Genomic DNA, 13391 nt, shown 5'->3' with positions numbered 1-13391 from the left:
CGAAACAGCAAACCTTCTGCATGGCTCTCGTACTGGTTACCGGTGGCAGCGGCTTCATCGGACATCATCTCGTAGAAGCGCTCCGCGCCCGTGGGCAGCGGGTGCGTGTGCTCGATGTCCGTGCGCCGGCCACGCCGTATGCCGACGTTGAATATGCCACGGGCTCGGTGCTGGACGGCGCCGCGGTCGATGCCGCGATCGCGGGTGTCGATCAGGTCTATCACCTCGCTGGCCTGCCCGGCATGTGGGTCGCCGACAAGCAAGCCTTTCACGACGTCAATTGCCGCGGCACGGAGATCGTGCTCGCGGCCGCGATGAAGCGCGGCGTCTCGCGCTTCCTGCACTGCTCGACGGAATCGATCCTGTTCCCCTATTCCGACCTCAACGGTGTTCCCGCCGAAGAGGCGCTCCAGCCGGCCGATGCGATGCCGGGCGCCTACACGCGGTCGAAATCGCTGGCCGAGCATTGCGCCGCGAAGGCCGCGGCTGAAGGTTTTCCGCTGGTGATCGGCACGCCGACGATGCCGATCGGTGCCGCCGACCATAATCTGACGCCGCCGACCGCGATGCTGTGGTACTTCCTGCAGAAGAAGGTGCAGCCGCATCTCGACTTCCCGGTCAATCTCGTCGACGTCCGCGACGTTGCCATGGGCCTCGTGCTGACCATGGAACGCGGGCGTAACGGCCAGCGCTACATCCTCGGCGGCGACTGCGTCAGGCTCGGCCAGATTCTGCGGATGATGTCCGCGATGAGCGGCCGCCGGCAATTCCCGGTCGTCGTTCCCGGCAAGATGGCCGAGTTGTCGGGCATCATGCTCGAATATCTATCCGATCACGTCACGCGCAGGCCGCCCAACGGCACCGCCGAGGGCGTGCGCATCGCGCTCGCCGCGAGCGACCTCTCGATCGGCAAGGCGCGCACCGAACTCGGCTACGCGCCGCGCCCGATCGAGCCGGTCCTGCGCGAAACCATCACCCATCTTCTCGCCCGCGGCGGCGCGCTTGCCTCCGGCGCCATCGAGCATCACGCGCTCTCCTCGCGCGCCAGCTGAGCTGCCGCCCAACCCAAAGAACCTTTCCGCATGTCCTTCGATTTCAGCAAGCTTCTCTCTGTCGCCTGGGGTGGTTGGACCACGACCTGGCCGACGCAACTGCTCGCCCTGATCTGGCTCGCCTGGCTCGCAAGCTGGGTCGGCGCCTCGTTCTGGCAGGGCCGCACCCAGAAGCAGGTGATGACGCTGGAGTCCGGCCGCTATCGCATCCCGATCCTGGTCGGCGGCATCCTGTTCACGCCCTGGACCGCCGAGGTGCTCGGCGAGAAGCCGCTCTGGGTGTTCAGCAATACAGCCGTCTATGTCGTGGCGCTGATCGTGCTGGCCGGCATCTCCTTCACCTGGTGGGGTCGGCTGCATCTCGGACAGTTCTGGTCCAACACCATCACTCACAAGCAAGACCACCGCGTCATCGACACGGGTCCGTACGGCATCGTGCGTCATCCGATCTACACCGGCCTGATCCTCGGCATGCTGGTGACCGGCATCGCGGTCGGCACCGTGACTGCGATGCTCGGCGCGATCCTGATCTCGCTCGGGATGTGGCAGAAGGGCCGTATGGAAGAAGTGTTCCTGTCCAAGGAGCTCGGCGAAGACGCCTACGGCGCCTATTGCCGCCGCGTGCCGATGATCATTCCGTTCCTGTCGCCGCGCTGAGGGCGCGGGGAACGCGCCCCACATTCGATGTCGTCCCGGCGGAGGCCGGGACCCATAACCACAGGCTGCGGTTTGGCGAAGACTCGTCGCTTCGGTACTTCTGCCATCTGCAAACGATGGATTCCGCGGTATGGGTCCCGGCCCCCGTGCGCAGTTGCGCACTAGCCCGGGACGACAGCCAGAGGAACTGCCCTCCCTCCAGCCCGTTAGCCCTCGATACCTGCCACACACCGCAGAGCATCGAGCCATGTCCGACGCCTACGATTATTTCCGCGAGCACGCGATCGCCGCCGTCCGCAAGGCGCGGGCGCTGCCGCCCGGGCGGCCGAAGCAGAAGCAGCGCACGGTCGCGCGAGTCTATCATCTCCTCTCCAGAGAGGCGGCGCTGGCGCCGAACATCCACCAGCTGGATGACTTTCGCGCAGCGCGCCGGGCGGAGCGGCAGATCGGCCGCTGATCTCCGGGCCTAGCCTGTCGGCATTCGTCCCATGCAAATTCGAACGGCTGCCATTCCACGGGAATAGAGCCCCGCGGCCCGTCGCACAGGTTGACGTCGGCCCCGTCAGCCCGTTGGATGCGCGCGCAAACAGGGGCCTCTCATGACTTTTTCCAGCATCTTTGCGCAGTTCGTTGCGCTTCTCGGTGGCATCGCGCTGCAATGGCGAAAGCTGTCGGGCACCGTGCCTGCGCCGGCCTGGGGCCAGTCGCCCGCGATTCCCGAAGCAAAGCCGCAGGGCGCCATCCCGACACTGAAGATGCCGACGGCGCGGGGCTGGAGCGAAGGACAGAAGCCGACGGTCGCGCCCGGGCTCAAGGTCAACGCGTTCGCAACCGGCCTCGACCATCCGCGCTGGATCGAGGTGCTGCCCAATGGCGACGTGCTGATCGCGGAGGCAACGCAGATCGCGGGGGCCCCGAGGTCGGTGTTTCATTACGCGATGCAGGCGACGATGCGGCGCGCAGCCGCGCTCGGCGTCAGCGCCAACCGCATCACGCTTCTGCGCGACAAGGATGGCGATGGCGTCGCGGAGTATCGCGGCGCGTTCATGGAAAATCTCAGCCAGCCGTTCGGCATGGCGCTGGTCGGCGACAGCTTCTATGTCGGCAACACCGACGGTGTGATGGCCTTCCCGTACGTGGCGAATGCCGATTGCATCACCGCGCCGGGCAAGCGCCTCACCAATTTCAAGCCGAGCGGCCACTGGACCCGCAGCCTGCTCGCAAGCCCCGACGGCAAAAAGCTCTATGCCGGCGTCGGCTCGCTCAGCAACATCGCCGAGATGGGCATGGAGGTCGAGGAAGGCCGCGCCGCGGTCTACGAGCTCGACCTCGTCGCCGGCACGCACCGCATCTTCGGCGCCGGCCTGCGCAACCCGGTCGGTCTCGCCTGGGAGCCGAACACCAACGTGCTCTGGACGGTCGTCAACGAGCGCGACGGCCTCGGCGACGAAACGCCGCCGGACTATCTGACCTCGGTGCGCGATGGCGGCTTCTACGGCTGGCCCTATTGCTACTGGGGCAAGACCGTGGACGACCGCGTGCCGCAGGATCCGGCGATGGTCGCCAAGGCGCTCACGCCGGACTATGCGCTCGGCGGCCATACCGCCTCGCTCGGTCTGTGCTGGATGCCCGCGGGCACGCTGCCGGGCTTCCCGGACGGCATGGCGATCGGCCAGCACGGCTCATGGAATCGCAGCACGCTGTCCGGCTACAAGCTGGTGTTCATCCCGTTCGAGAACGGAAAGCCTTCGGGTCCCGCACGCGACATCCTGTCGGGCTTCCTGGCGCCCGACGAAAGAGAATCCTACGGCCGCCCGGTCGGCGTCGCGATCGGTCCCGACAAGAAGTCGCTGCTGATGGCCGACGACGTCGGCAACGTGATCTGGCGCGTGACGGGGGCGTAGCGGTCACGTTCCAATACTGAGCGTGGCGCGCTGCTTGCGGAGCAGGGCGATTACGGACAGCGCCGTGATCAACCCGGTCTTGGGATTCTCGGAGGGGATGTTCTCGATTCCCATCGAGAAGCGCGCCGAATCCGCCTCGACTTCGATGCGATGAACATTGCGCGTCACGGTCGGGTCGGCCCAGATCTGCACCTGGGTGCGATCCGGCCCGACGCCCGCGAGCGACAGCGCGACCGCAACGTTGAGATTGGCCGGAAATCCTTTTGCAGCTTCGCGCGCGGTGCCTTCGAACAGCTTGAGCGGCTCGCGCAGATTGTCGATATCGATGTTGTTCCGGACGATGAACGGCGCGCCCTTCAAGCCGTCGATCGGCTTGCGCGTGACCATCTTCACCGAATGAATGGTGCCGATCGCGGCCGCGTTGACGGCGTCGAGCCCGATCAGCGCGCCGGTCGGCACGAGGATGCGGCCGCCATTGGCGCGGGCGAGATCGACAAGATCGAAATTGTCGAGCAGCCCACCGACGCTGACGACGACCGCGGCCTTGCCGCGCTTCACCGCGGGCTCGACAATCGCGCGGAGTTGGCTGCTCGGCGCGCATTCGACCACAATGTCGGCGGCGTCGCCGAGCTGGTCGATCGGCAGCACGGATGGCGGACGACGCAGGCTGGCGAGCAATTTCTGATGCTTTGCGGGATCGCGCACCGCCACGGCAGAGAGCGTCAATCCCTCGATGCCCTGATCGAGCGCCATGGCGATTTTGGTGCCGATCGAGCCGAGCCCCGCGATGGCAACCCGCAATTGGTTCGAAGCTCTCGGTTCAATCATCGCATCACCCCTCTCGTCCAGCCGATGTCATAGCGCCTCAGGCGTCGCGCGCATAGCTGCGCAGACGCGTCTCGAGCACGGACAGCATGGCGTCACGGGCCGGATCACGCGAGCCGCGCAGCCATGCGGCAGCGAGCGGCAGCCGGCCGACGGGCCCGATCTGCTTGGGCCGCAGCGGCACGAAGCGCACGCCTGATACCGCCATCCGCGTGGACCAGCGCGGCACGATCGCGACCCCGAGCCTGGTTGCGACGAGATTGATGATGGTCTGCTTCTCGTCGGCGACCTGCACGATGCGCGGCGTGAGGCCTGCCTGTTCGAACAATTCTATCGTAAGGTCGTGACTGTGCGGCCGCGAGCGACGGTCCGGCACCAGCATCGCCTCCTCGGCGATCTCCGCCAGCGTGATCGACTTGCGTTTGGCCAGCGCGTGGCGCTGCGGGAACGCCACGATGGCGCTCTCCTGCAGCAGATCGCGGAAGTCGAGCCGCTTGTCCCGCTGAGCCGGCGGGCGCACGAAGGCGAGATCGAGCGCGCCGGTCAGAATCTTTGGCAGCAGCCGGACGGTCTTCTCCTCCAGAAGCTGGACCGCGATCTCAGGATGCTTTGCGCGAAAATCGCGTAGCAAGGCCGGCAACAGTCCCGCCGCAGCACTGTCGATGGCGCCGACCCGGAGTTTTCGAGCAGCCCCCGCGCGCGAGCGATTGCGCAGATTGCTCTCGACCGCCTCGACGCGGGCGAGGATGGCACGGGCATCGCGCAGCAGCGTCGCGCCATCTTCCGTCAGCGATACCGCACGCGTCGTCCGCGCGAACAGCCGCGTATCCAGATCCTGCTCCAGCAGCTTGATCTGGCGGCCGAGTGCGGAGGGCAGCATCTGGAGATGCTGCGCCGCGCGGCCGAAATGCAACTGCTCGGCCGCCGCCACGAAGCATCGCAACTGATGCAATTCCATTCACCGTCCCCTGATCCTGTGGCGGGATTATATCATTTTTTTGTATAAACCAGCGCCAATTGAGTCCCTGCCACTCCCCGCCTAGGCTCGCTAGCGTCACGCAATCCCACCGACATCTGGACGGAGTATCCTCATGCGCACCCACTCGATTGCAGCGATCCCCGCCGACGGCATCGGCCCCGAGGTCATCTCGGCCGGCGTCCGCGTGCTGGAGGCGCTGGCCAAACGCAGCGGCGACCTCGCGTTCAACATCAAGACGTTCGACTGGGGGTCGGACTATTACAAGAAGCACGGCGTGATGATGCCGGCCGACGGCCTCGCCGAGTTGAAGAAGTTCGACGCAATCTATTTCGGCGCGGTCGGTGCGCCCGACGTCCCCGACCACATCACGCTCTGGGGCCTGCGGCTGCCGATCTGCCAGGGCTTCGACCAATACGCCAATGTGCGGCCTACCAAGATCTTGCCGGGCGTCGCCTCGCCGCTTCGCAATGTCGGCGTCGGCGACCTCGACTGGGTGATCGTGCGCGAGAACTCGGAAGGCGAAAATGCCGGCATGGGTGGTCGCGCCCACAGAGGTCTTCCCGAAGAGGTCGGCACCGAGGTCGCGGTGTTCACCCGCGTCGGCGTGACGCGGATCATGCGCTATGCGTTCGAGCTCGCGCAGTCGCGCCCGCGCAAGTTCCTGACCGTGGTGACCAAGTCGAACGCGCAGCGCCATGGCATGGTGATGTGGGACGAGATCGCCGCCGAGGTCGCGGCCGAATTCCCTGATGTGACCTGGGACAAGATGCTGGTCGACGCCATGACGGTGCGCATGACGCTGCATCCGAAGAGCCTCGACACCATCGTTGCAACCAATTTGCACGCCGACATCCTCTCCGACCTGGCAGGGGCGTTGGCGGGAAGCCTCGGCGTCGCGCCGACCGCCAATATCGACCCGCAGCGCCGCTTCCCCTCGATGTTCGAGCCGATCCACGGCTCGGCCTTCGACATCACCGGCAAGGGCATCGCCAACCCGGTCGCGACGTTCTGGACCGGCGCACAGATGCTGGAGCATCTCGGCGAGAAGGACGCGGCGGTGCGGTTGATGGCAGCGGTGGAGAAAGTATGTGCAGCCGGCGTGCTCACGCCAGATGTCGGCGGCAAGGCGACGACAAAGGACGTGACGGATGCCGTGATCGACGCGATCCACGGATCGAACGTCTAGTCGAGGTGCGTCTCCTCCCTCCCCCGTTCTGCGGGGGAGGGTTGGCGCGGGAAGCGCCAGGGATTCCAAAAAATTTCCAGACCCCCTCTTGAAACCAAAACAGGCTTTTTTTATTTTTCCGCTGCCGCCGAGAGGTGGCGTTCCCGACGCCTGGTGGGTCGGGAAGCTGAGACGGGCACCGGTCGTGTCCGGTGTCATTCGTATCCATTTTGCTCCTTGGAGGATCTGGCTATGCGCACTTACGACTTCTCCCCCTTGTGGCGTTCGACCGTTGGCTTCGACCGCCTTTTCGACCTCGTTGAAACGGCACAGCGTGCCGGCGAGGACAACTATCCCCCCTACAACATCGAGCGGATCGGCGAGGATCGCTACCAGATTTCGCTTGCGATTGCGGGCTTTGCACCCAACGAGGTCACGGTGACTGCCGAGCAGAACGCGGTAACCGTCGAGGGAAACAAGCCGGACCGAACCGAACGCGAATATCTCTACCGGGGCATTTCCGCGCGGCCGTTCAAGCGGCAGTTTAACCTGGCCGATTATGTTCAGGTGCACAGCGCCTCGTTCGAGAACGGTCTGCTCAAGATCGAACTGGTCCGGGAAATCCCTGAAGCCATGAAGCCGCGGCGAATTGCCATCAATGCCGCGCCGTCCGGCAACGTGCATCAACTCGAAGGCAAAGCCGCTTGAATTCGGTCTGTCGGAGACCTGCGTGATCCCGCCCGATGGTCGGGTGGGATCGCCCATGGCCTTCGACCGCGTACCCGAATGCAAGTCAGAGGTTTAGAGAAAGGAGGAGGACCTCTCATGCTCGATCATGTCGACAACATCATCGATCTGAACGCGATACTGCACCCTGGCTCTGTCTATGATCATCCCCGCGACGTCCTAGCCGACCCAACTCTGTCGATCGGCGAGAAGCGCGCGGTCCTCGCGTCCTGGGCTTCGGACGCAGCCAGTGTCGCCTCGAGTCCGACATTGCGGGAGCTGCCCGGCTCGGGCAAGGCCGTCACGATCGACGAAATTCTGGAAGCGCTCGCGAGCCTCGACCACCATCCGAAGGGACCTCCGGGCGGCAAGCCGGCCCGCACGCGATCCGTCGAACGAACCGGCCTCGCAGCCTAGGCAAAACACAGCTCAACGGGGATTGCGATGATGGTCGATGAAGAGCTGGCCTTGTTACGCGGCCACCGCAGCAACATCAGCCGCTATCAGCGGTTGCTCAAGACTGAGCTGACCGAGTTCGAACGGCGGTTCATCGAGAGACGTGTGTCGGAGGAACGCTCGGCGATCGAGAAGCTCGCCGTCTCCGCCTTTCCGCTCACCTTTCAGGCTCCGAACCGAGGAATGGGGAACGCAACCACGCGCTTGGCGGCAAGCAGCCACGGGTAATCGACATGCCCGAACAGCTCCCGACGTTCGAAGTATTCCTGAAGAAATGCGGTCGACGGAGATGGCGATGGCGTGTCTGCACGACGGAAGGACGCCTGGTCATGCACGGCTTCGAAAATGGCCGCCCCGCCGCCAAATATGCGGCTGAAAGGGCGTTGTTTCTGATGCTTCTCGCCGCGCCCTATCGCCCGGCGGGCCGGGCTTCCGCCACGGCTCGCTCCTCATTGGCGACACCCGCATCAGGATGGCTGCCGCGGCACAAGATGCGTGAATGACAGGGGCCGCGAGGGATGGTGCCTGGCTGCAGCCAAGCTCCATCCCGGCCATCTCCGTTGCCGGCCGCTTACCGCCGTGCGGGCGGTGGGGTTGCCATGGCGGCTGTCGGCTCCGGCGGCGTCAGGTGGCGCGGGACGATGATGGACTGGCCGGGGGTAAGCGTCGCGTTCTCCGGCAGCGAATTGCTCTGCGCCAGCGACCACAGCGGCACGCGATTGGCTGCCGCGATGCTCTCCATGGTATCGCCGCGGCGCACCGGTAGCCGCACGCCACTGTCCCACAATTCGACGAGCGTATTCGCCGGCACGAGATAGCGCAGCGGCACGGCATCGACCTGCGTCTGGGGCGGAATGCGCGGCAACTGCGTGACCATGTCGACGATCTGACGATGGATGTCGTCGGACTTCTCGATGTTGATGTGGCTGACGCGCGCGTTCTCCTTCAAATCATAGCTCGCATAGTGACCGCGATAGCCCGGCACCGCGACCACGTTGCCGCCGCCGAGCACGCTGTCGGAGAGATAGATGTTGATGAAGCGCTCGACATTGAGCGGCACGTCGCCGGTCGCATGCGCGGGATCGATGGTGATGACGAGGCTGATCGGGACGTTCTCCTTGGCCGCCATCTCGGAGATGACGATCGAGCAGAGCCCGCCCATCGAATGCCCGATCAGCACGATCGGCGCCGGCGTTTCCTTGTAGCTGGAGATGGCACGATCGCCGATCCATCGGCAGATGGTGAATTCATAGACGTTGGCCGAAAAGCCGGCCTGCGTCAGCTTCTCTTCGAGCCGGTCCATACCGGTGGAGAAGAACGGCCCCATGGCGCCACGGAACAGGTAGATTTTCGGCGGGGGCAACGGCTCGAACGGTGGGGGCGGTGGCGCGGCGGGTGCGGTCGCCGTGGGCTTCGTCTTGGCGGGTGAGGCAACGGCCGTCCCGATGCCCAAGGCGAGCAGCGCAACGGCTGCCACCGCGAGGAGTCGCCTCAAATCGATCATCAGTCCAGCAGTCCCACTCCGGGAGGCTGCAGCCTCCCCCAAAGGCGCTTAGTGACGACCGATTGGGTGGAATTTGGGGCACGGAACCGGGGCTCGATCCGCGCTGATTCACGCATCTCGACGCCCAGTTACTGCATGGTCTTGAGCCTGCTGCGGTGCGCGGCCTGTTTCGCGCGGTTGCCGCAGACCGCCATGATGCACCATCGTCGCGCGCGCCTGCGCGTGTGGTCGGCGAACAGCATGGTGCAGTTGTGACCCTCGCATGCCTTGACGTTCGAAAAGTCCTCCTCGCATACGAACTTCGCCATGGCTTCGCCAACCGGCAGCAATAGCGCTTCCGGCGTTCGCCAGCGCCGCTTCATTCGCAGTGCGAGAGCGCCGCCATCGTCATGCCCGGGCTCGATCCGGCTGAACGCTTCGTCGCGCTCCAGCAGGCTGTTCAACGGACCGAGCTCGCGCAGTGCGTCCGTCGTGAGCGGCCGGCCTGCATGCTTGCGCACGAACCCCCTGAACCATTCGCGCAAGGCGCGCGCCTGATCCGCGACCTTGTCCAGCTCGTCCGGCGTGGCGCGCGCCGTCAGCGCGTGCAGATCATCCGCCCGCACCAGCTTTGCCTGCGCCAGCCAGTCGATCAGGCCGTCACCATCGTCGATCCAGTCCATTGGCGTATCGACCGGCGTCGCCACCGAGTTGAGGAAGTCGAGGCCGAGCGAGTCGGCGATGAACATGGCGGGCGGGCGGTCCATGAGCGGTCCTTGGCCGATCGGGAGAACATGGACGTAGATAACCAGTTAAGATGCCATTGACAAGTTACGACGGCGGATAGTAACCTCTTAAAAACCTTCTAAAAGGTTACTTCCAATGGAGAATGTCATGGCCTCAATCACGTACCGCAGCGCGGATGTCGACGGATTCAAGGTGGCCTATCGCGAGGCCGGTACTGTCGGCGCGCCAAAACTCCTGCTGCTGCACGGCTTCCCCAGCGCAGGTCACATGTTTCGTGACCTCATTCCGTTGCTTGCAGACAGATTTCATATCGTGGCGCCCGACCTTCCGGGCTTCGGCCAGTCCGACATGCCTTCGCGCGAAAGCTTCCGTTACACGTTCGACAATTTCGCACGCGTGATCGAACGCTTCACCGAAGTGATCGGCTTCGACCGGTTCGCCGTCTACGTCTTCGACTACGGCGCGCCGACAGGTTTCCGGCTTGCGCTCAGTCACCCCGAGCGGATCACGGCGATCATCTCGCAGAACGGCAACGCCTATGTGGATGGCCTGAGTGAGGGCTGGACACCGATCAGGGCCTATTGGCAGGATCCGTCGCCCGCCAATCGCGATGCGCTGCGCGCCTTCCTCACGCCGGAAGCGACGCGCTGGCAGTACACGCATGGGGTCCCCGATCCGACGACCGTGTCACCGGACGGGCAAAATCTCGACAATTTCTACCTTGCGCGCCCGGGCGCGGACGACGTGCAGCTCGATCTTATGGGCGACTACAAGAGCAACGTCGTGCTCTATCCCGCCTTCCAGGAGTATTTCCGCACGCACAAGCCGCCGTTCCTCGCGGTCTGGGGCAAGAACGATCCATTCTTCATTCCGCCCGGCGCCGAGGCATTCAAGCGCGACAATCCGAACGCCCAGGTGCAGTTCTTTGACACCGGTCATTTCGCGCTGGAGACGCACGCGAAGGAGATCGCGGATTCCATTCGCGCCTTCCTGACGTAGCGGGGGGCTGTCCGCCGCGACGTTTACGCCGCTAGGCTCTGCTGATCGCGGAATGCGCTGATCGCCATGTGGACGAGATGCAGCTTGCCTTTGACCGCCGGCGATATGTCGAAGGGATACGCGTCGCTCATCCCGAGCGAGCGGTTGAGTTCGTTGATGCTCCGAGCAAGCGGCATCCACAGGGCCAGGAGCGCCTCGAAGTCGCTCTCGAGATAGGGATCCGTCAGGGTCTGGCGGGCGCGCTCGTCCAGCGACAACGGCAAACCTGCCAGCGAGTCGAGCGTCGACACGATATGCAGGAAATGCGCGAACGTTTCCGCCCAATCTTCCCAGGGATGGGACGTGGCGTATTCGCTGATGAAGCCGCTTCGGTCGTATGAACGATCGGCGCGGCTGTAATAGGTGTTGATCGCGGCCTGGTAGTCCTGCGCCTGGTCACCGAAGATCAGCTTGAACGGGGCCTGGAATGTCGTGCCGTCAACGAGCAGGTCCCAATAGAAGTGACCGATCTCGTGCCGGAAATGCCCGAGCAACGTGCGGTACGGCTCCCGGAATGCGACACGGCGAGATTCTCGCTCGACATCGTCGGCCTCCGCAAGGTTGAGCGTGATCAGGCCCGAGAGATGCCCCGTCAGGATCGGACTGACTTCGTCCGAGAGAATGTCGAAGGCCAATTGTTCGCCGGTGCGGGATGCGAGAGGAAGCCTGAGGCGACCGAGATCATAGAGAAGGCGGCGCTTGGCTTCCTCCATACGGCGCCAGAGCATGATGTTTCTGGTGCTGCCGAGGTTTGGAATCGTGCGCGTGAGGCGGCACGAGTTGCAATACCAGTCCGCGCCCTCGACACACCAGTTGCAGCCGATGATCTCGCGATTCCGGCAAGCTTGATGGGATGCAAGTTTCGTCATCTCGATGCGCGAGGAATCGAACGCCAGCTCGGTGCTGCAATTCGCGCACGCGACGTGCTCGAACGAGACAGGATGGCGGCATGACGGGCACTGAAAAAACTTCACGTGGACTGGCCCCAGACAGACGGCACACCGGAAAACCGGCCTGTCAATTCGAGGAACTCTTGTACTTCGAGGAACTCTTGCGACCGTCGCGGTTGCCGGCGAGCAGCGCACGCTGCGTTCGGAGCGCGTGCTGCCTCAACAGGCCGGCTCGCGTCGCGCTCAACTGGCTCGATTGCGGCTGCGGCTTTTTCTCAAGGACATTTTCGGAAACAGGTCGACCGGCCCAAGCCCGCTCGGGCTGAACCGCCATGGGGCCGACGTTTCGTTTCCTTGTCATGGTGTGACAACACCAGATCGCGTGCCGAGTTCCCTTCCTTACCGGCAGGTGCTCAAGCGTTGTCTTGTGGAGACGTCTGGCTTGTGCAGATACGACAATGCCGCCGTCGGTGTGACGGCGGCATTGTCAATTCAGCGGCTTGCCGTGGAAGGCTTAGTTCCGGGGAGCCGTTGCCGCCGCCGACCGCGCCGGCCTGGGCGCGCCGGGTTCGGCAACCGGAGCCGGTGCGCGCGAGCGCATGATTGCGGCGTCAATCTCGGCAATCACGCGGCGCTGGATCGCCTCGTTCTTGTCGATCGAGATGTGGCCGACGCCGGAGCCGCGGACGTCGACATTGTCGAGCTTGCCGCGAAACCCGTCCGCGCGCTTCACCGGCTCGCCGGGGCCGTCGCCGATATAGATGTTGATGTAGCGTTCAGCGCCGGTCGACAGCTTGGTCTTGAACACGGAGTCGAGCCCGACCGCGAGTTTCACGGGAACGCCAAGACGGTTGAGCTTGGCGATCATGTCCGGCAGCGCGGTCGCGCCGGAGGAGTGCCCGACCAGCACGATGGTCTTGAGCCGGCCGGCCTTGTAGGCGGCAGCCGCCTCGTCCGCGAGCGAGGACCAGGACACGAAATTCGCGACGGTCACCGGGATGCCCTGCGCCTGGAGGCGGGCGCCGATCGTGTCGAGCCCGAGCGAGAAGATGTTGAGCACGCCGCGGAGCAGGTAGACATGCGTGGTCGCGACCGCAGCCTGGCTCGGCGCCGCCTTGGCGGAGGTCGGGCTGATGGCAACAGCTGACAGCAGAAGCAGGCCCATCGCCCACGCACGGAGGGCGGACAACTGGCTGGCGCCGGCGGTATGACGGCCGTTCGGTCTCATCGATCTTTTCCCTGGGAATATGCTTCGATCGGAATCGTAGCCATGGCCTGCTCGCAGACGCAACAAAGAGCCGCGTGAACGACGATCTTAGCCGCGAGCCGTGACCATCGCGCAACACTTGCCCGAAACCTACCACGGAAAGGCCTGTTTTGAGGCCATTTCTCTCCGGCTAATTGCAGCCACGCAAGGGCCTTCCTATCTCAGGGCTCCGCTGACCCGCCCCTCACGGCTGGTTCCAGCC

General features: G+C 64.5%; 16 protein-coding genes. 10 read left to right on the top strand and 6 right to left on the bottom strand.

The genetic code is table 11. The annotated features are described in order from the left end of the window. The first annotated feature begins 20 nt into the window (after window positions 1–20). From GWG67_RS31595 to GWG67_RS31580, 4 genes are all read left to right on the top strand, one after another. Window positions 21–1052, top strand: coding sequence for an NAD-dependent epimerase/dehydratase family protein (locus GWG67_RS31595; RefSeq protein ID WP_275173409.1), 1032 nt, complete (start codon window positions 21–23; stop codon window positions 1050–1052). 30 nt (window positions 1053–1082) lie between these two features. Next, on the top strand, window positions 1083–1709 hold the full coding sequence (locus GWG67_RS31590) for an isoprenylcysteine carboxylmethyltransferase family protein (protein ID WP_007600907.1): 627 nt from the start codon (window positions 1083–1085) through the stop codon (window positions 1707–1709). Window positions 1710–1956: 247 nt separating this feature from the next. Continuing rightward, window positions 1957–2166 (top strand): hypothetical protein, encoded by a 210-nt coding sequence (locus tag GWG67_RS31585; RefSeq protein WP_275173407.1) that lies wholly within the window; start codon window positions 1957–1959, stop codon window positions 2164–2166. A gap of 142 nt (window positions 2167–2308) precedes the next feature. Beyond that, a complete protein-coding gene (locus GWG67_RS31580) occupies window positions 2309–3613 on the top strand; it encodes a sorbosone dehydrogenase family protein (protein ID WP_275173406.1) in 1305 nt (434 codons plus the stop codon). Window positions 3614–3616: 3 nt separating this feature from the next. Here the strand turns inward: GWG67_RS31580 and GWG67_RS31575 are convergent, their stop codons facing one another. Next, window positions 3617–4441 carry an aspartate dehydrogenase gene (locus tag GWG67_RS31575; RefSeq protein WP_275173404.1) on the bottom strand — a complete coding sequence of 275 codons (825 nt, stop codon included), beginning with the start codon at window positions 4439–4441 and terminating at the stop codon, window positions 3617–3619. A 37-nt stretch (window positions 4442–4478) separates the two neighbouring features. After that, window positions 4479–5396 (bottom strand): LysR substrate-binding domain-containing protein, encoded by a 918-nt coding sequence (locus tag GWG67_RS31570; RefSeq protein ID WP_275173402.1) that lies wholly within the window; start codon window positions 5394–5396, stop codon window positions 4479–4481. A 133-nt stretch (window positions 5397–5529) separates the two neighbouring features. Between GWG67_RS31570 and GWG67_RS31565 the strand changes: the two genes are divergently transcribed. The 5 genes from GWG67_RS31565 to GWG67_RS31545 all read left to right on the top strand — a co-directional run bounded on the left by GWG67_RS31565 (window position 5530) and on the right by GWG67_RS31545 (window position 8267). Continuing rightward, window positions 5530–6603, top strand: a complete 1074-nt coding sequence (locus tag GWG67_RS31565) for a tartrate dehydrogenase (RefSeq protein WP_275173400.1) — start codon at window positions 5530–5532, stop codon at window positions 6601–6603. Between the two features lie 231 nt (window positions 6604–6834). Then, window positions 6835–7290: an Hsp20 family protein gene (locus GWG67_RS31560; RefSeq protein WP_275173555.1), complete on the top strand. Its 456-nt coding sequence runs from the start codon at window positions 6835–6837 to the stop codon at window positions 7288–7290. Window positions 7291–7407: 117 nt separating this feature from the next. Further along, a complete protein-coding gene (locus GWG67_RS31555; protein WP_275173398.1) occupies window positions 7408–7725 on the top strand; it encodes a hypothetical protein in 318 nt (105 codons plus the stop codon). A gap of 27 nt (window positions 7726–7752) precedes the next feature. Further along, the gene (locus GWG67_RS31550) at window positions 7753–7992 is read left to right on the top strand and encodes a hypothetical protein (RefSeq protein ID WP_275173396.1); all 240 of its coding nucleotides are present in this window, start codon (window positions 7753–7755) and stop codon (window positions 7990–7992) included. Between the two features lie 5 nt (window positions 7993–7997). After that, window positions 7998–8267, top strand: coding sequence for a hypothetical protein (locus tag GWG67_RS31545; protein WP_275173394.1), 270 nt, complete (start codon window positions 7998–8000; stop codon window positions 8265–8267). 68 nt (window positions 8268–8335) lie between these two features. Here GWG67_RS31545 and GWG67_RS31540 read toward each other — a convergent pair whose 3' ends face one another. Further along, the gene (locus GWG67_RS31540; RefSeq protein ID WP_275173392.1) at window positions 8336–9268 is read right to left on the bottom strand and encodes a LysM peptidoglycan-binding domain-containing protein; all 933 of its coding nucleotides are present in this window, start codon (window positions 9266–9268) and stop codon (window positions 8336–8338) included. 128 nt (window positions 9269–9396) lie between these two features. Beyond that, window positions 9397–10014 (bottom strand): ABATE domain-containing protein, encoded by a 618-nt coding sequence (locus GWG67_RS31535; RefSeq protein WP_275173390.1) that lies wholly within the window; start codon window positions 10012–10014, stop codon window positions 9397–9399. 127 nt (window positions 10015–10141) lie between these two features. On the opposite strand from GWG67_RS31535, the gene GWG67_RS31530 reads away from it, so the two are divergent. Beyond that, entirely contained in the window at window positions 10142–10993 is an 852-nt protein-coding gene (locus tag GWG67_RS31530) for an alpha/beta fold hydrolase (protein WP_275173388.1), read from the top strand. A gap of 23 nt (window positions 10994–11016) precedes the next feature. On the opposite strand, the gene GWG67_RS31525 is transcribed toward GWG67_RS31530, so the two are convergent. Beyond that, entirely contained in the window at window positions 11017–12006 is a 990-nt protein-coding gene (locus GWG67_RS31525; RefSeq protein ID WP_275173386.1) for a putative zinc-binding metallopeptidase, read from the bottom strand. 430 nt (window positions 12007–12436) lie between these two features. After that, entirely contained in the window at window positions 12437–13150 is a 714-nt protein-coding gene (locus tag GWG67_RS31520) for a hypothetical protein (protein WP_275173383.1), read from the bottom strand. Between the last annotated feature and the right edge of the window lie 241 nt (window positions 13151–13391).

This window comes from Bradyrhizobium sp. CSS354, from assembly GCF_029051725.1.
Lineage (GTDB): Bacteria > Pseudomonadota > Alphaproteobacteria > Rhizobiales > Xanthobacteraceae > Bradyrhizobium.
Note: the sequence above shows the minus strand (reverse complement) of the source record. Positions and strands in the feature narration are given on the sequence as shown.

Bases quoted from the DNA above. Each gene is read 5' to 3' on its own strand.
- GWG67_RS31595 (WP_275173409.1), top strand. From the start codon at position 21: ATGGCTCTCGTACTGGTTACCGGTGGCAGCGGCTTCATCGGACATCAT.
- GWG67_RS31590 (WP_007600907.1), top strand. From the start codon at position 1,083: ATGTCCTTCGATTTCAGCAAGCTTCTCTCTGTCGCCTGGGGTGGTTGG.
- GWG67_RS31585 (WP_275173407.1), top strand. From the start codon at position 1,957: ATGTCCGACGCCTACGATTATTTCCGCGAGCACGCGATCGCCGCCGTC.
- GWG67_RS31580 (WP_275173406.1), top strand. From the start codon at position 2,309: ATGACTTTTTCCAGCATCTTTGCGCAGTTCGTTGCGCTTCTCGGTGGC.
- GWG67_RS31575 (WP_275173404.1), bottom strand. From the start codon at position 4,441: ATGATTGAACCGAGAGCTTCGAACCAATTGCGGGTTGCCATCGCGGGG.
- GWG67_RS31570 (WP_275173402.1), bottom strand. From the start codon at position 5,396: ATGGAATTGCATCAGTTGCGATGCTTCGTGGCGGCGGCCGAGCAGTTG.
- GWG67_RS31565 (WP_275173400.1), top strand. From the start codon at position 5,530: ATGCGCACCCACTCGATTGCAGCGATCCCCGCCGACGGCATCGGCCCC.
- GWG67_RS31560 (WP_275173555.1), top strand. From the start codon at position 6,835: ATGCGCACTTACGACTTCTCCCCCTTGTGGCGTTCGACCGTTGGCTTC.
- GWG67_RS31555 (WP_275173398.1), top strand. From the start codon at position 7,408: ATGCTCGATCATGTCGACAACATCATCGATCTGAACGCGATACTGCAC.
- GWG67_RS31550 (WP_275173396.1), top strand. From the start codon at position 7,753: ATGATGGTCGATGAAGAGCTGGCCTTGTTACGCGGCCACCGCAGCAAC.
- GWG67_RS31545 (WP_275173394.1), top strand. From the start codon at position 7,998: ATGCCCGAACAGCTCCCGACGTTCGAAGTATTCCTGAAGAAATGCGGT.
- GWG67_RS31540 (WP_275173392.1), bottom strand. From the start codon at position 9,268: ATGATCGATTTGAGGCGACTCCTCGCGGTGGCAGCCGTTGCGCTGCTC.
- GWG67_RS31535 (WP_275173390.1), bottom strand. From the start codon at position 10,014: ATGGACCGCCCGCCCGCCATGTTCATCGCCGACTCGCTCGGCCTCGAC.
- GWG67_RS31530 (WP_275173388.1), top strand. From the start codon at position 10,142: ATGGCCTCAATCACGTACCGCAGCGCGGATGTCGACGGATTCAAGGTG.
- GWG67_RS31520 (WP_275173383.1), bottom strand. From the start codon at position 13,150: ATGAGACCGAACGGCCGTCATACCGCCGGCGCCAGCCAGTTGTCCGCC.